This is a genomic window from Parasphingorhabdus sp. W113 (assembly GCF_055693205.1).
In genome coordinates, this window is record NZ_CM146328.1 from 218,713 (window position 1) to 235,621 (window position 16,909).

Annotated in this window: 15 protein-coding genes; 5 read left to right on the forward strand and 10 right to left on the reverse strand. The window is 59.7% G+C overall.

The genetic code is table 11. The annotated features are described in order from the left end of the window. Window positions 1-130: 130 nt before the first annotated feature. From ACZ1GS_RS00950 to ACZ1GS_RS00970, 5 genes are all read right to left on the reverse strand, one after another. The gene (locus ACZ1GS_RS00950; RefSeq protein ID WP_472696636.1) at window positions 131-673 is read right to left on the reverse strand and encodes a L,D-transpeptidase family protein; all 543 of its coding nucleotides are present in this window, start codon (window positions 671-673) and stop codon (window positions 131-133) included. Then, the gene (locus tag ACZ1GS_RS00955; protein ID WP_472696637.1) at window positions 663-1,952 is read right to left on the reverse strand and encodes an adenylosuccinate synthase; all 1,290 of its coding nucleotides are present in this window, start codon (window positions 1,950-1,952) and stop codon (window positions 663-665) included. Before ACZ1GS_RS00955 ends, ACZ1GS_RS00950 begins: the two co-directional genes overlap by 11 nt. Window positions 1,953-1,977: 25 nt before the next feature. Further along, a complete protein-coding gene (locus ACZ1GS_RS00960; RefSeq protein WP_472696638.1) occupies window positions 1,978-3,093 on the reverse strand; it encodes an ATP phosphoribosyltransferase regulatory subunit in 1,116 nt (371 codons plus the stop codon). A gap of 72 nt (window positions 3,094-3,165) precedes the next feature. Then, entirely contained in the window at window positions 3,166-4,752 is a 1,587-nt protein-coding gene (serA, locus tag ACZ1GS_RS00965) for a phosphoglycerate dehydrogenase (protein WP_472696639.1), read from the reverse strand. A gap of 107 nt (window positions 4,753-4,859) precedes the next feature. Next, the gene (locus tag ACZ1GS_RS00970) at window positions 4,860-6,032 is read right to left on the reverse strand and encodes a phosphoserine transaminase (RefSeq protein WP_472696640.1); all 1,173 of its coding nucleotides are present in this window, start codon (window positions 6,030-6,032) and stop codon (window positions 4,860-4,862) included. A gap of 311 nt (window positions 6,033-6,343) precedes the next feature. On the opposite strand from ACZ1GS_RS00970, the gene ACZ1GS_RS00975 reads away from it, so the two are divergent. Next, window positions 6,344-7,030, forward strand: a complete 687-nt coding sequence (locus ACZ1GS_RS00975) for an extensin family protein (protein WP_472696641.1) — start codon at window positions 6,344-6,346, stop codon at window positions 7,028-7,030. A gap of 84 nt (window positions 7,031-7,114) precedes the next feature. Then, complete coding sequence (locus tag ACZ1GS_RS00980) at window positions 7,115-7,984, forward strand: LOG family protein (RefSeq protein ID WP_472696642.1); 870 nt, start codon at window positions 7,115-7,117, stop codon at window positions 7,982-7,984. A 36-nt stretch (window positions 7,985-8,020) separates the two neighbouring features. On the opposite strand, the gene ACZ1GS_RS00985 is transcribed toward ACZ1GS_RS00980, so the two are convergent. Continuing rightward, window positions 8,021-8,656 (reverse strand): c-type cytochrome, encoded by a 636-nt coding sequence (locus ACZ1GS_RS00985; protein ID WP_472696643.1) that lies wholly within the window; start codon window positions 8,654-8,656, stop codon window positions 8,021-8,023. 222 nt (window positions 8,657-8,878) lie between these two features. Here ACZ1GS_RS00985 and ACZ1GS_RS00990 point away from each other — a divergent pair, with 222 nt between their 5' ends. Continuing rightward, window positions 8,879-9,778, forward strand: a complete 900-nt coding sequence (locus tag ACZ1GS_RS00990; protein WP_472696644.1) for a prephenate dehydratase — start codon at window positions 8,879-8,881, stop codon at window positions 9,776-9,778. Between the two features lie 25 nt (window positions 9,779-9,803). On the opposite strand, the gene ACZ1GS_RS00995 is transcribed toward ACZ1GS_RS00990, so the two are convergent. From ACZ1GS_RS00995 to ACZ1GS_RS01010, 4 genes are all read right to left on the reverse strand, one after another. Continuing rightward, a complete protein-coding gene (locus ACZ1GS_RS00995; protein ID WP_472698046.1) occupies window positions 9,804-10,835 on the reverse strand; it encodes an NADP-dependent oxidoreductase in 1,032 nt (343 codons plus the stop codon). 116 nt (window positions 10,836-10,951) lie between these two features. Next, the gene (polA, locus tag ACZ1GS_RS01000) at window positions 10,952-13,807 is read right to left on the reverse strand and encodes a DNA polymerase I (RefSeq protein ID WP_472696645.1); all 2,856 of its coding nucleotides are present in this window, start codon (window positions 13,805-13,807) and stop codon (window positions 10,952-10,954) included. A 77-nt stretch (window positions 13,808-13,884) separates the two neighbouring features. Further along, window positions 13,885-14,724, reverse strand: coding sequence for a GGDEF domain-containing protein (locus ACZ1GS_RS01005; RefSeq protein WP_472696646.1), 840 nt, complete (start codon window positions 14,722-14,724; stop codon window positions 13,885-13,887). 126 nt (window positions 14,725-14,850) lie between these two features. Then, window positions 14,851-15,756, reverse strand: coding sequence for a LysR family transcriptional regulator (locus ACZ1GS_RS01010; RefSeq protein WP_472696647.1), 906 nt, complete (start codon window positions 15,754-15,756; stop codon window positions 14,851-14,853). A gap of 145 nt (window positions 15,757-15,901) precedes the next feature. Here ACZ1GS_RS01010 and ACZ1GS_RS01015 point away from each other — a divergent pair, with 145 nt between their 5' ends. Together ACZ1GS_RS01015 and ACZ1GS_RS01020 are read left to right on the forward strand one after the other, a co-directional pair. Continuing rightward, window positions 15,902-16,318 (forward strand): MAPEG family protein, encoded by a 417-nt coding sequence (locus ACZ1GS_RS01015; RefSeq protein ID WP_472696648.1) that lies wholly within the window; start codon window positions 15,902-15,904, stop codon window positions 16,316-16,318. Between the two features lie 42 nt (window positions 16,319-16,360). Next, window positions 16,361-16,885, forward strand: coding sequence for a DUF1993 family protein (locus ACZ1GS_RS01020; RefSeq protein ID WP_472696649.1), 525 nt, complete (start codon window positions 16,361-16,363; stop codon window positions 16,883-16,885). The last annotated feature ends 24 nt before the right edge of the window (window positions 16,886-16,909 follow it).

Sequence of the window (16,909 nt, forward strand, 5' to 3'; positions counted from 1 at the left end):
GCCATAACAGCCGAAGTGAACCCGAGCACCCACAGATTTGGGGCCGAAGTTTGAAGCCCAGGAAGACTGTTGCCAGCGAATTCCCCGGTCAGGCGAACGCCCGCTTCGGAACCAAACGGACACCAAAAAACTAAGGCTGAATCACAATCTCCGCTCCATCCGGCACCACATCCCAGAGCTGCTGAATCTCGGCATTGCGCAAGGCGATGCAGCCGTCGGTCCAGTCGCGGGCGATCGCCGGGCCGTCATAGCCATTGGGCTGGCCGTGGATGAAGATGTCGCCACCGGGTGATTTACCGCGCGCTTCGGCATAGCTGCGGTCAGCGGCATTAGGATAGGACACGCGCAGCGAGAGATGATAGCGGCTGCCCGGATTGCGGCCATCGATGGTGTAGGTTCCTTCGGGCGTTTTCTCATCCCCTTCAAAGCGCTTATGCCCCTGTGGTGCATCGCCGAAGCGAATATTCGAATAGCGCGCGATTTCGGTGTCGCCGTTGTAGAGGATCAGTGTGCGATCGCTTTTGTCGACCAGGAGGCTGTCGGCTTTGGTGCCTTCCGGAATCACCGGAAGCGGTTGAACCCTATCACCATCGGTCTGCTGGACGGTTTCCAAACCGCCGCCACAGGCACTGACTGCGGCCAGCGTCAGGAGGGAGAGGAGCCTAGTCCGCAAAGGGATCGGTTACCAATATCGTGTCTTCGCGCTCCGGTGATGTCGATACCAGGGCCACCGGGCACTGAATCAGTTCCTCGACCCGCTTGATATATTTGATCGCCTGCGCCGGGAGATCGGCCCAGCTGCGCGCGCCGGCGGTCGACTCGCTCCAGCCCGCCATGGTCTCATAAATCGGCGTGACCGCTTCCTGATCCTGGTGATGCGGCGGGAGATAGTCATAGGTGACGCCGCTCAGATCATAGCCGACGCAGATCTTGAGCTCTTCGAACCCGTCGAGCACATCCAATTTGGTCAGCGCGATGCCGGCAACGCCGGAAACCGCCAGCGCCTGGCGGACCAGCACCGCATCAAACCAGCCGCACCGGCGTTGGCGGCCGGTATTGGTGCCAAATTCATGGCCGCGCTCGCCGAGCCGCTGACCGATATCATCGTCCAGTTCGGTCGGGAATGGTCCAGACCCGACCCGGGTCGTATAGGCCTTGACGATGCCGAGCACATAGCCGGTTCCGGAAGGGCCCAGGCCCGAACCGCCGGCCGCGGTGCCTGAGATCGTGTTCGAGCTGGTGACAAAGGGATAGGTGCCATGGTCGACATCGAGCAGCACGCCCTGCGCGCCTTCGAACAAGATCCGGTCGCCGCGCTTGCGGGCTTCGTTGAGCCGCTTCCACACCGGCTGAGCATATTGCAGCACATAGTCGGCGATTTCCTGGAGATCGGTGAGCAGCCGGTCGCGGTCAACCGGCGCTTCGCCAAAGCCGGCGCGCAACGCATCATGATGGGCGCACAGCCGGTCGAGCTGCGGTCCGAGATCATCGAGATGCGCGAGATCACAAACCCGGATCGCGCGGCGGCCGACCTTGTCTTCATAGGCCGGTCCGATACCCCGCCGGGTGGTGCCGATCTTGCCCTTGCCGCTGGCATCCTCGCGCATTGCATCAAGATCGCGGTGGATTGGCAGGATCAGCGGGCAGTTTTCGGCAATGCCGAAATTGTCGGCGTTGATCGCCACGCCCTGTTTGCTGAGCTTGCTAATCTCATCGCGCAAATGCCAGGGGTCGAGCACCACGCCATTGCCGATAATCGACAGCGCGCCACGGACAATGCCCGAGGGCAGCAGCGACAATTTATAGACTTCGCCGTCGACGACCAGGGTATGGCCAGCATTATGGCCGCCCTGAAAACGCACCACGACATCGGCCCGTTCGGACAGCCAGTCGACAATCTTGCCTTTGCCTTCATCGCCCCATTGGGCGCCGATTACGGTTACATTGGCCATAGTGGGTCGGTCTTTCTTTCAGTCTTCACAGGCTCTTGGGATCAGAGCCATCCAATTGGTGGGTGCAGCCAAGCGCGGCCGGATCGTCATCGGCGGACAGCGCGGCGACGGTCCGCCAGCCATCGGCCCGCAAGGCGGTCGCGGCTTCCGGATCATGGCCGAGCGGCAGGAACAGGATGCGCGGATGGTCCTTACCCGATCCGCCATCAATCAGCGGTCCGGGGTAAAGCGAGAATCCCACCGCCGCTTCCGGTTCGCCACTATTATGCGCAATTTCGTAGCTGCCGCCGCGTCCCATCGCGCCGACAAAGCCCTCGGCGAACAGGGTGAAGCCGAACCAGTTCTGATATTCGAACCCGTGCCGTTCGGTCGGGTCCAGCGTCAGCTTGGCCTTGCCATCAATATTGGCAGCGATGGCGGCGATGCCGTCGAGCCGCGATGCCAGCAGATTGTCGCTGTCAAAGGCCCGCATCTTCTCCAGCGATTCGGCAAAGGGCCCGGTCGCTTCGATCAGCGGCAAATAGCCCGTCGCGCCCAGTTCGGTCAGGCCGCCGGCATCTTTCATGTCGAGTTCCGCGCGCACTTCCGCCGCCTGCGCCGCGCTGAGCGGCAGACTCTCGGCGGACAGGATGTCGACCAGGTCGGGCATGGTGAAATCAACCGTAATGCCGGTCACACCCGCCCGGCTGAGGGCTTCAATCGCGATAGTCACGACTTCACTGGCGGCGGCGACGCTGTCCGAGCCGATCAGCTCGGCGCCGATCTGCAGCCGGCTGCGTTCCGGGCGCAATTGGCCCGAGCGGAGCTTGAGCACCGGGCCCGAATAGCTCACCCGCAACGGGCGCGGCGCGTCTGCCAGACTGGTGGCGGCGATCCGGCCAATCTGCATGGTGATATCCGGACGCAGCGCCAGCGTGCGTTGCGAGATCGGATCGACAAAGCGCATCAGGTCGCTTTTCTGCGCGCCGGTCATCCGGCTGGTCAGGACATCTTCATATTCGACCAGCGGCGAAGATACGCGGGCATAGCCATGGCTGGCCAGCGTATCGAGCACGTTGCGTTCGAGTCTCGACGCCGCTTCCGCATGGGGCGGCAGCGCGTCGTGAAAGCCTTCGGGCAGCAAGTTTGACAAGTTTTGCATAGTCATCTGCTCCATAGCCTATGCATCCGCGCAGGCCACCGCTTTTTTCGCCAAATGACAGCGTCTGCGCTGCTATTGGAACCGCAAAGCCTTGACCGTTTTGACGCCCTCCAGCTGACAGACCGACCACAGCACCGGTTCCTCAACCGGCGAATCGATCGACAGCAGCAGCACCGCTTCACCGCCCGGCGTGTCTGACCGACGACCGAGATGGAAGGTTCCGATGTTGACACCAGCGGCGCCGAGGGTGGAACCGACGCTGCCGATAAAGCCGGGCTGATCGCGGTTGACGATATAGAGCATGTCGCCTTCCATATCGGCCTCGACCTTGATGCCGAACATTTCGACGAGCCGCGGACCGCTGCTGCCGAACAGGGTGCCGGCAACCGACTTTTCGCCGTCATTGGTGGTGACCGATACCCGGACCAGCGTGTGATAGTCGCCTTCCCGGTCGTGCCGCACTTCGCGGACATCGAGACCGCGTTCCTTGGCGAGATAGGGTGCATTGACCATGTTGACGGTGTCGCTATAGGCGCGCATCAGTCCGGCCAGGACCGCGGCGGTAATCGGTTTGGTATCGAGTTCGGCCGCCGCGCCTTCGACTTCCACGGCCACGCCCTTGATCTGGTCGGCGGCCAGCTGCCCGACCAGCGATCCAAGCTGGGTGGCGAGCGCCATATAGGGTTTCAGCTTCGGTGCCTGTTCGGCGGACAGGCTCGGCATGTTGAGCGCGTTGGTGACACCGCCATTGACCAGATAGTCGGCCATTTGCTCGGCCACTTGAATGGCGACATTGACCTGCGCCTCGCTGGTCGACGCACCGAGATGCGGCGTGCACACCAGATTCGGCGTGCCGAAGAGCGGGTTTTCCTTGGCCGGTTCCTCGGCATAGACGTCGAGCGCAGCCCCGGCGACATGACCGGAATCCAGCGCCTCTTTCAGCGCCGCCTCGTCGATTAGTCCGCCGCGCGCGCAATTGATGATCCGCACGCCGGGCTTGGTCTTGGCCAGCGCTTCGGCGGACAGGATATTGCGGGTCTGATCGGTCAAAGGCGTGTGCATGGTGATGAAATCGGCTCGCTCGAGCAGCCCGTCGAGCGTGACCTTCTCGACGCCGATTTCGACCGCCCGTTCTTCGGTCAGAAACGGATCATAGGCCACGACCTTCATCCTGAGGCCAATCGCGCGTTCGGCCACAATCGATCCGATATTGCCGGCGCCGATCAGGCCCAGCGTCTTGCTGGTCAGTTCGACGCCCATATATTTGGACTTTTCCCATTTGCCGGCCTGGGTCGAGGCATCGGCGGAAGGCAGCTGCCGCGCCAGCGCGAACATCATCGCAATGGCATGTTCGGCGGTGGTGATGCTGTTGCCAAAGGGCGTGTTCATGACCACGACACCCTTGGCCGAGGCGGCCGGGATATCGACATTGTCGACACCGATTCCGGCGCGGCCAACGACTTTCAAATTGGTCGCTGCTTCGAGAATCTCGGGAGTCACTTTGGTCGACGAGCGGATCGCCAGACCATCATAGTCGCCGATAATCGCTTTCAATTCCTCCGGCGTCTTGCCGGTGATTTCATCAACCTCGACGCCGCGTTCGCGGAAAATCTCGGCGGCTTTGGGATCCATTTTGTCGGAAATAAGAACTTTGGGCATAGAAAAATCCTTCTGATTTTCGTGATCCCGGACGGAATCCGGAATCTCCTGGCCATTGGGGTGTCAGCACATAGACATTCCCGCATCTGCGGGGATGCCGGATGGAATTAGGAAAGCTCGGCTTGCACTTGCGCAAAGGCCCATTCGATCCACGGCAGCAGACGCCGCACGTCTTCCTCTTCCACGGTCGAGCCACACCATATCCGCAAGGAAGGCGGCGCATCGCGATAGCCGTTAAAATCATAGGCGATATTCTCGGCTTCGAGCATCGCGGCGATTTTTTTCGGCACGGCGGCCTGCTGATCGGCGTCGAGCCCGTCATACCAGTCGCCCTGAAACTGCATGCAGACACCGGTATTGGTCCATTTTGCCGGATCGCTGACCATATTGCGCAGCCATGGCGTGGCGGCAATCCAGTCGTGTACGACCTGGGCATTGCGATCGGCACGGGCGTGCAATTCGGACAATCCGCCGATCGATTTGGCCCATTCCAGCGAAGCGATATAATCTTCGGTGGCGAGCAACGACGGCGTGTTGATTGTCGCGCCTTCGAAAATCGCACGGTTGAGCTTGTCGCCCTTTTTCACGCGGAAAATTTTCGGCAATGGCCAGCCGGGGCTGTAGCTTTCGATCCGTTCGACCGCGCGCGGGCTTAGGATCAGCATGCCGTGACCGGCTTCCGACCCCATGACCTTTTGCCAGCTATAGGTGGTGGCATCGAGCTTGGCCCAGTCCATCGGCTGGGCAAAGACCGCGCTGGTCGCGTCGTTGATCGTCACGCCTTCGCGGTCGTCGGCAATCCAGTCGGTATTCGGGATTTTGGCGCCAGAGGTGGTGCCGTTCCAGGTGAAGACAATATCGTCACCCTTGTCGATCTGGGTGAGATCCGGGATTTCGCCATAATCGGCTTCGAGGACGGTGAGATCAGCCGGTTTGAGCTGCTTCACGGCGTCCTGAATCCAGACATTGCCGAAGCTTTCCCAGGCCGCCACGGTTACCGGGCGCGCGCCGAGCATGTTCCACATCGCCAGTTCCACCGCTCCGGTGTCGGAGGCCGGTACGATACCGATCAGATAGTCATCGGGAATGCCGAGCAGTTCCCGGCTCAGATCGATCGCATATTTCAGCCGGCCCTTGCCGGTGGCAGAACGGTGCGACCGCCCCATGGCGATGGTGTTCAGTTTGTCGAGAGACCAGCCAGGAAATTTGGCGGTAGGGCCCGAAGAAAAATTCGGGCAGTCAGGACGCAATTCAGGCGTCGGTACAGTTGTATCAGTCATGTCATGCTTCTCCTTGCAGAGAGCTCGCGCGGCGTTGGGACCGCGTGGCCCGTCGCCGCAATGTATGGTGCAGCGCAGCAAGTCAAGCGGCAATTGTTTGAGCAAGGGATGAAGCGGCCACACGGATCAGGACAGATAGAATCCATAGCAGCCGGAAAACCGGGCGACAGCGGGACCAGTGGCGGACCATCGGCCAGCTCCGGATCTTATTTGCGCCCGTTGGTCGCAAATTCTGTCCCTTTTGGCGCAAATGTGCATTATGGCTGCGGCGCTTCAGCCGGGATTATCAAAAGCAGGGTCAAGCCTTTTTCATGACACGCCTATTACATGTTTCACCGCCCCAACCCACAGCCTGCACTTCGCGTCGCGGCTGGCTGTGGCTGGGCCTGGTTTCACTCGCGCTCAGCGGTTGCGGTATCCCCGAGTCCAAACGGCCACAGAGCGGTGGCGGAGCGGTGGTCCAGTCGAGCCCGTCGGCCAAGCAATGCCATGGCATGCTCAAACGCGCCAATGTCCGGTTCACGCCGCTGCCCAACCGCACATTCGGCGGTGGATGCAGCCAGATTGATGCGATCACCTTGCTGGATCTCGGGGCCACGGATGTCAGCAATCTTGGGCCGATCCGATGCGAGCTTGCCCAGAAATTTGCCGCCTGGACCGAATTTGCGGTCAGCCGCGCCGCGCGCCAATATCTTGGCAGCGAGCTGGTCCGCATCGAAACCATGGGCAGCTATAGCTGTCGCCGGGTCGCCGGGTCCGGACGCCTGTCCGAACATGGCCGGGCCAATGCGATCGATGTGGCGGGCTTCGTGCTGGCCGATGGCCGGCGGATCACGGTGCGCAACAATTGGCGCAATGGTCGCCAGGAAAAGGCGTTTCTGCGCGCCATTCACAAAAGCGCCTGTCGCCGGTTCGGGACGGTGCTCAGCCCCGATTACAACGCCGCGCATCATGACCATTTCCATTTTGATATGGGCGGCAATGGATTTTGCCGCTGACCGGCGGTTTCGCGGGTCGATAGACTTGCGTCTAAACCACTAAGTTTATTGGCAAGTCGCAAGGCTTTGCTCTAGAGCGAAACGATGACAAATAAAGATCTCCATGACCGCCGGTTCTACCGCGCCAAACAAGAAGCTGACTTCGCCCGGAAACAGGCGCTCAGCACCCCCCAAACCGAAGATCCGGCCTACACGCTGGCCTTTCAGGACACGGATTTTCTGCTCCGCGAGGAATTGCGTCCGGTGCGGTTCCAGCTGGAATTGCTCAAACCGGAAATGCTGCTCGACGAAGCCGGAATTGGCTCGACCCTGGTGATGTATGGATCCGCGCGGATTCCCGAACCGGGCAAGGCCGAGGCGCTGATTGAGGCGGCGACTGACGAGGCATCGCTGAAGACCGCAAAACGGCTGCAGGAAAAGGCCAAATATTATGACGAAGCCCGCAATCTGGCGCGGCTCGCCAGCGCCTGCGGCATATCAGAAAATGGCAAGCGGGACTTTGTGGTTTGCTCCGGCGGCGGCCCGTCGATCATGGAGGCGGCCAATCGCGGAGCCCAGGATGTCGGCAAGGAATCCATCGGCCTGAACATCGTGTTGCCGCACGAACAGGCGCCCAATGAATATGTCACGCCGTCACTCAGTTTCCAGTTCCATTATTTTGCGCTGCGCAAGATGCATTTCCTGTTGCGCGCCCGTGCCGTCGCGGTCTTCCCGGGCGGTTTCGGGACATTTGACGAATTTTTCGAACTGCTCACACTGATTCAGACCGGCAAGATGGAGAAACTTCCGATCCTGCTGTTTGGCAAGCATTTCTGGAATCGGGTGATTGATTTCGACGCGCTGGCCGAGGAAGGCACGATCAGCGCCAAGGATCTCGATCTGTTCCAATTTGTCGAAACCGCAGACGAAGCCTGGCAGGTGATCCAGGACTTTTATGATCTTGATTGCGGTTAGGCTGATAGCCTGACGAACAGCCGGCGGCTGAAGAGTTTATTCTTCCGCTGCGGCTTCGTCAGCGGCCGCGGTTTCTTCTGCTACCTGCGCTTCGGCCGCCGCGGTTTCCGCTTCAGCCGGTGCGTCGGCATCAACAGCTTCTTCTGCCGGCGGCTCGGGATAAGGCAGGTTGGATCCCTGCGCGTTCATATAGGCAATCACATTGGCGCGATCTTCGGGTTTGCCGAGGCCAGCGAATGTCATTTTGGTGCCCGGGGCATATTTGCGCGGGCTGATCAGCCAGGCGTTCATATTGTCAAAATTCCAGTTGTCCGGAATGCTGGTCAGTGCCTCGGAATAGGCAAAGCCCGCCGTATGACCGTGTTTTGCGCCCATGACGCCATAAAGATTGGGACCGATACCATTGGCGCCGCCCTGGTTGACCGTATGGCAGGCCACGCATTTCTTGAACACTGTTTCGCCCGCAGCGACATCGGCAGTTGCCATCATCGCGCCCATTGATTTTTCGGCTGGACCGGCATCCGCAGTTTCGACGCCTTCAATGACATAGCCAAGGGTTTCCGGGCGTTCGGGATTGTCGGCGTGAAAATATTTGCCGCTCAGGATCGAAAAGCCGAGTGCCGCAATACCGCCAGCCAAAACCCAGCCAGCAATGGTGTTATTATTGTCCATCTTGTCTCAAATCCCTGAATGGCGTGCAGACCCAGCCTGCCGATACTTTCGGGCTTTCTCTAATAACAGCGCCGGTTCAAAGCAAGACCTCAATTGATCCATCCCGGAAGAACAGAGCCGCGCAATAAAATTACACCATTGTCACAAATTGCTTTTCAGGTCTTGCCCCCTGGTAAATTGTGCGGCAAGCGCGGAACAGGTGACGAGGGACTTGCAAGAATCATGGACAGCTTTCCGCAAAAAGCGTTGGGAATGGTCAAGACCATGGCCGAAAGCGCTGCTCAGGCACCCGCCCAGGCCATCGCCTTTCAGGGCGCGCCGGGTGCCAATTCGCATATCGCGGCGATGGAATTTGCGCCCGATTGCCTGCCATTGCCGTGTTTTTCCTTTGAGGACGCTCTCGACGCGGTAAAAAACGGGCTGGCCGGCAGCGCGATCATCCCGATTGAAAATAATCTCCACGGCCGGGTGGCGGACATTCATTTCCTGCTGCCCGAATCGGGCCTGCATATTGTCGCTGAACATTTCATGCCGATTCATCATTGTCTGATGGCACAATCCGCCACCGCGACGATCAAGACCGCGATGAGCCACCCGCAAGCGCTCGGCCAGTGCCGGCACTATCTGCGCGAACAGGATATTATTCCGGTTGCCTATGCCGACACCGCGGCTGCAGCGGCCTATGTCGCGGATCAGGATGATCCGCATGCCGCTGCGATCGCACCGCCGCTGTCGGCGGAGATTTACGGTCTCGAGCCGATTGCAAATGCGATCGAGGACGAAGCGCACAACATGACGCGGTTCGTCCTGCTGGCAGAAGAGGCGACGATTCCCGAACCCAACGGACCGGTGATGACCACCTTCATCTTTCAGGTGAAGAATATCCCCGCCGCGCTCTACAAGGCGATGGGCGGTTTTGCCACCAACGGCGTCAACATGACCAAATTGGAAAGCTATCAGCGCGGCGGCAGTTTTGCGGCGACCGAATTTTATGCCGATATTGAAGGTGCGCCGGGCGACCCGGCCGTGGACCGCGCGCTGGAGGAACTCGCGTTCCACTGCAACAGCGTCCGCCTGCTCGGCTCCTATCGCCAGGCGCGAACCCGGACGCGGACCGAATAGGCCGGCACCGCGCGCGCGGATCGGGTTAGGGCCGGACGACGAGATTGCCGAGATGACCGCCGTCAAACAGCATGAACAGAGCGTCGGGAAAGCGGTCGATCCCGCTGATGACATGCTCTGGCAGGACCAGACGACCGGTCCGCATCAGCTCTGAAATCTCGGCCCTGGCCTCGGCGTGATCGGCGGCATAGTGGCTGACCACAAACCCTTTCATCATCGCGTTGCGCTCGGCGAGCCTGAGATAAAGCTTCGGTCCGCGGACATCGTCGAGATGCTGATATTGCGAGATCGCCCCGCAAATCGCCACCCGCGCATCGGCCGGTGCGAGATTGTCGAGCACCGTGTCGAGCAATTCGCCGCCGACATTGTCAAAAAACACGTCGACTCCCTTGGGTGCCGCCTCGGCCAGGGCTTCGGCGACTGGGCTGTTCTTGTAATCAATGGCGCTATCCGCGCCGAGCGTGTCGGTCAGATAGGTGCATTTTTCCGGGCCACCGGCAATACCGATGACATGGGCTTCGCGGGCCTTGGCAAGCTGGACGACAACCGACCCCACTGCACCGGCAGCACCGGAAACGACCACGACATCGCCCTTTTTCACCGCGCCGACGCTGATCAGGCCAACCCAGGCGGTCAGGCCGGTGGTCATGCCCAGCGGGCCAACAAAAGCGCTGGGCGGGATGCCGTCTTCGGGCGTAACTTTGGTCACCGCCTGGTCCGGTACCAGCGCATGGGTCTGCGCTGATAATATGCCATAGACCCAATCGCCAACCGCCAGACTGTCGCTGGCGCTTTCGATCACTTGTCCGACACCAAAGGCGCGGATCGTCGTGCCGATCTCGCCGGTGCGGTGCATGCCGGCTTCATTTAACGTCGTGCGAATCCAGGCGTCCATCGACAATGTATCGACCTTTACCACGACATGGCCCGGCGGAACCGTATCGATGGTGCCGTCTTCGACGCCGAAATCGGCAATTGTCGGGACGCCGTCCGGCCGTTGCTTGATAAAGACCCTGCGGTTTGAAATGGCGATGGTCGCGCTCCTGTCATTGGCGATATGGAGCGGCCCGTCCTATGCGCAGGGCGTCCAGGAGCAAGTAGCAATATGACTAGCTGGATGGATCCGGCAGCGCGCGGGGGTCGCCTTGGCAGAGCATTTGTTCGCCGACCGTGCTAGTGCGCTTCATCCCAGCTTTTGCCGGTGCCGATATCGACATCGAGCGGGATCGAGAGCGTGACCGCCGGTTCGGCCGCGCCCGACATGACCGTGCGGATGATTTCCGAAGCGGCGTCGACCTGGCTTTCGGGCAATTCGAAAACCAGTTCATCATGCACCTGCATTAGCATCTGGACGTCGGCCAGCCCGGCATCCACAAGCGCAGGGCGCATGCGGGCCATGGCGCGTTTGATAATGTCGGCGCTGGTGCCCTGGATCGGCGCGTTGATTGCGGCCCGCTCGCTGCCCTGGCGTTCGGCCTGATTGGCGGACTTGAGCCGTTCAAACCAGGTCTTGCGGCCAAACAGGGTCTCGGTATAGCCGCTTTCGCGGGCGGCCTGGAGGGTTGTCGAGATATAGCGATTGATCCCGGGGAAGCGTTCGAAATAAGTGTCGATCATCGCCTGGGCTTCATCCGGATCAACCTCCAGCCGTTTCGCCAATCCCCAGCGTGAAATCCCGTAGAGGATCGCGAAGTTGATCGTTTTGGCGCGCGCGCGGGTGTCGCGATCAACCGACCCGAACAGTTCCTGGGCGGTGCGGTTGTGAATATCTTCGCCCTGGGCAAAGGCCTCTTTCAAGGTCGCGACATCGGCAATATGCGCGGCGAGCCGCAATTCGATCTGGCTGTAGTCCGCGGCCAGAATCACATTGCCCGGCGCGGCGACAAAGGCTTGCCGGATCTGGCGCCCGATCTCGGTGCGGATCGGAATATTCTGGAGATTGGGTTCGGTCGACGACAACCGCCCGGTTTGTGCTCCGCTGAGCGAATAGGAGGTGTGGACGCGTCCGGTCTTGGCATTGATCTGGTCCTGCAGCGCGTCGGTATAGGTTGATTTAAGTTTGGACAGCTGGCGCCAGTTGACCACTTTCTGGGCGATCGGTTCGCCATCCCCGGCCAGCCGTTCGAGCACCGTGACATCGGTCGAATATTGCCCGCTTTTGCCCTTCTTGCCGCCCTTCAGGCCAAGCTTGCCGAACAGGATCTCGCCCAATTGCTTGGGACTGCCGATCGAAAAGGGCTCGCCGGCGAGATCGTGAATTTCCTTTTCGAGACTTTCCATATTCTCGGCAAAACTCTGCGACAGGCGCGCCAGCTCTTCACGGTCGACCAGCACCCCGGTCTGTTCCATTCCGGCAATCACCGGCACCAGCGGCCGGTCGACCATCTGGTAAACCCGTGTGGCGTTTTCGGGTGCCATGCGCAGCCGCAGGATGTCCCACAGGCGCAAGGTGACATCGGCGTCTTCGGCGGCATATTCGGTCGCCTTGTCGAGCGGCACTTCGGCAAAGCTGATGGCTTTCTTGCCGGTGCCGGTCAGCGACTTGAAGCTGATACATTCGTGGCCGAGATGCAGCTTGCTCAGCTCGTCCATACCGTGCCCGTGGAGACCGGCGTCGAGATCAAAGCTCATCACCAGCGTGTCGTCAAACGGCGTGATCCGGATGTCATGCTGAGCGAGGACGGTCATGTCATATTTGAGATTTTGACCCACTTTCAAAACCGCATCATCCTCGAGCAGCGATTTCAATCGGGCGAGCGCGTCGGTGGTGGGGATTTGCTGCGGGGATTCGGCAAACATGTCGCCGCTGCCATGACCCAGCGGGATGTAACAGGCCTGATTGGGACCAGTGGCGAGGCAGATGCCGACCACCCGTGCGGTCACGCTTTCCAGGCTGTCGGTTTCCACATCCACGGCCATCACGCCGGCGCTGCGCGCGCGGGCGATCCAGGCATCGAGGGCGTCGAGATCCTGAACGCATTCATATTGGCTGCGATCAATCGCTGGCGCTTCCGGTGCTTTCGCGGCCGGTGCGGCGCTGGTTCCGGCAATGCCGCCATCGACATCGGGATTTTGGGGCTCGGCCTGTCCACCGCCGAGCTTTTTGAGCAAGGAGTTGAACCCGTGATGGGACAGAAACGCGCGGAGCGGTTCTTCAGGAATATCCTGGAGAAGAAAGCTGTCGAGCGTATCGGGCAGCGGGCAATCCTCTTTGAGCGTGACCAGCACCCGCGACAACCGGGCCTGTTCGATATTGGCGAGGATATTTTCCTTCATCTTGGACTTTTTCATGTCCGGTGCCGCGGCGAGCACCGCTTCGATATCGCCATGTTCGTTGATCAGCTTGGATGCGGTTTTGGGACCGATCCCGGGGACGCCGGGAATATTGTCGGCACTGTCGCCCATCAGGCCGAGAACATCCCCCAGTTTTTCCGGGCCGACGCCAAATTTCTCCTCGACCGCGGCGCGGCCCATGCGCACGTTCTTCATGGTATCGAGCATGTCGACCCGGCTGTTGTCGCTCGGTTCGATCAGTTGCATCAGATCCTTGTCCGACGACACGATCGTGACTTTCCAGCCTTGCGCGACCGCGGCTTTGGTATAGCTCGCGATCATGTCATCCGCCTCGACATTTTCCTCCTCGATCAGCGGCAGCGAAAAGGCCCGGGTGGCGTCCCGGATCATCGGGAATTGCGGGCGCAGGTCTTCGGGAGGTTCAGGGCGATGGGCCTTATATTCGCTATACAGTTCGTTGCGGAAGCTCTGGGAGCTTTTGTCGAGGACGACCGCCATATGAGTCGGGCCGTCGGCGGCATGCAATTCGTCCGCGAGTTTCCACAACATCGTCGTATAACCATAGACCGCCCCTACCGGTTCGCCGTGGATATTGGTCAGCGGCGGGAGGCGATGATAGGCCCGGAAAATATAGGCCGAACCATCGACCAGATAGAGATGTTTGGCAGCGCTGTCGGCAGCGCCGGCCCTGTCTTGCGAATCCGTAGCGGTGTCGGCAGAAGCATTTTCGGTCATAGGGCACGGGTCTAGCAGCGCGTGCCGCGTCCGTCATCGGGAATTTGTCGCGCCAATCAAAAGAACGGCGGCGCGGATCAGGCGCGCAGTTCGACCGGACCCTGTTGCAGGCGCGCTTCGTAAAATGGCCGCGGTTTTTCCCGCATGCCCGGCGTGTACAGCACGCACTGGTTGCGTCCCTGCCGCTTCGCCATAAAGAGCGCGCTGTCCGCGTTGCGCATCGGAAAAGCGCGTTCCTCATGCGGCGACACGCTGGTCAGGCCGATGCTCACGGTCATGCGATGAGGCACGCCGTCCTGCGGCTCGAACAGGATATTCTCGATCTCGTGGCGGATCATCTCACCGATAATCTCGCCTTCTGCGGCACAGGTATCGGGCAGCAAGACACCAAATTCCTCACCCCCGATCCGGCCGACCAGATCATTTTTACGCAGGATCCGCTTGAACACCGAGGCGAGCAATATGAGCGCGCGGTCACCGACCAGATGTCCATAGCAATCGTTGATATTCTTGAAATGATCGGCATCGACGATCATCAGGATATTCTGCCGCGATTGCTTGCGCCGTTCGTCGAAAATCTTCACGAAATGCTCGCGATTGGCGAGGCCGGTCAGCCCGTCATAACTCGCCTTATGTTCCAGCTGCCGGTTCACTTCTTCCAGCTCGCTTTGCGTCACCCGCAGGCGTTCAGCGGTTTCCAGCAATTGTTCACGCTGATGGGTGACATAGAGATTGGCCGGGATACAGATGAACCACGGGACAATCATCGTCAGCATCATCACATTCCAGAAATGATCATCAATTCCGAACACCAGCAGATATAAGGTTCCGGTGACGAAAAAGGCCGTCAGAACCTCTGTGGCAGAGACGATGCCGGCTTGCCGTGCGGGGGATAATTTGGAGAGTTCGGCATTCATATCCTTTTAACTAAGGCGAAGAGATTGCCGGGTGGTGCAGTTTATTGGTTAAATTCGGGATCGCACTATCCCGGAGTTCCGTCAGTTTGCGGGCAAATATGGTTAACCGCCCCGATCAACTGTCCGCTATTGTCTATCGCCGAGCAGCGCGGCCTTGTTATCGCGCAAGACGCTCTCGGCAAAATCCATGAAGGCGCGGACCCGGGCCGTGCGGCGCAGATCGTCATGGGTGAGGATCCAGATGTCACGCGACGGCTTTGGCGGGCGCGTTGTGGCGCGCACCAGATCGTCATAGCTGTCCCCGGCGAGGCACGGGATCATGACCATGCCCAGCTTGGCCCGCGCCATCTCTATCTGCAGCATGATGCTGGCAAAATTGCCCCATACCGGCACGCGGGCAAACTCGGTATCCTGGGTCCAGTCCGGAAAGCGCCCTTCGCGTTCGTTCCAGCCCAGCCAACGGGCCTGTTCGGGATGGTTTATGAAATCCTGCTCGGCGAGATAGTCCGGATGGGCATAGATCGAGATATTATAGGCAAAGAGCCGTTTGCCGACGAGCGTTTCGGGTGGATTATTGTCCATGCGAATGGCGATATCAGCCTCCCGGCGCGCGACATCGAGCAGATCATAGCTGGTCAGGATCTCGAGCTCGAGACCGGGGTAGGTTGCGCAAAATTCGGGCAGGCGTGGCGCAAACATGGCGGTGGCAAAGGGTTCTGCCATCGTCACGCGCAGCGAGCCGGACAGTTCATTGTCGCGTCCGGCAATATGGCGTTCCACCGCCAACAAATCATCGGCAAAACTGCCGGCAGCGCGCGCCAGATCTTCACCGGCGGAGGTCGGGAAATAGCCTTCCGGCCGGCGTTCGAACAGGGTGACGCCGAGCGCATTTTCGAGCTGTTCAATGCGCCGGCTGACGGTGCTGTGATGGACGTGCAGGCTTTTGGCTGCGGCGCGGACCGTGCCGCCCTGCATCACCGACCGAAAGGTCTTGATATCTTCCCAGTCCATATCCTTCATATCGTCGATCATTGGTCAGACGTACAGCGAAAAGGCGTCAAAGGCACGGCTCAAATTTGCACCAACAAGGTGCAATTTGTCTCTTGGACATTGTTTTTTTGAGCCAGTAGCAAGAGCGCACACCCGCTCACTCATATCACTGCTGGAGAGAACGCCAATGACCGCACCGATTATTTCTGCCTATGCTGGCGGACTGCTGATTATCCTCCAGGGATTGCTCATGGTGATGGTTGGGCTGCACCGGGTCAAATCGGGGGTCAATCTTGGTGTCGGCGGCGATCTGGCGCTGGAGCGCAAAATTCGGCGCCACGGAAACCTGTCTGAAAATGCGGCCATTTTCATCGCCGTGCTCGCGCTGGCGGAAATGACCGTGGTGCCCAATGATATTGTCCGGATCCTCGCCATTGTCTTTGTCGGCGCGCGGTTGCTGCATGCGATAGCCTTGTCCACACAGGCGGGGTCGCATGGCTCCGAAACTGGCAAGGTCTTTGTCGCGGCCCGGGCACTGGGTGCATTTGGTACGCTCGGTTCATTTCTTGCGCTGGGCGGATTTTTGCTGTTCAACCTGCTGTAACGGCTGCCGTTCTTCTCTTCATTTGTTCAAGGAAATCTCACTATGACCGACACCAATCCGTCTCTTTCGGAAATTTTCAAATCCTCCACGGCACAGGCGTTTCGCGGGCTGACCACTGTGCTGGAAAAGGCGAAGGCTCATGCCGCCGCGTCGGAAGCCAGCGAAGAAGCTTTTTTGAGCCAGCGGTTGTTTCCCGACATGAACGACATGAAATGGCAGGTGCAGATGATCACCGAATTTGCGGTTCGTGGCGCGGCGCGGATGTCCGGGGTGGTCACGGAAGATCTGCCCGACATTCCGATGGAAGGCGACAGTTTTGATGCCTTGATTGCCCGCATTGCCGACTGCGGCAAGACCGTTGCGGAGGCCGATGATGCGGTGATCAACGGAAATGGCACCATGGTTATTTCCATGCCGGTCGGCCCCGAGCAGACGATGGATATTGATGGCAAAAGCTATGTGCTGCGTTTCTTTCTGCCAAACCTGTTTTTCCATGTGACCACGGCTTACAATTTACTGCGGATGCAGGGGGTGCCGATCGGCAAGCGCGATTATATGGGCATGTAGCAACCCGCTGCAGTGCCGTTTTCC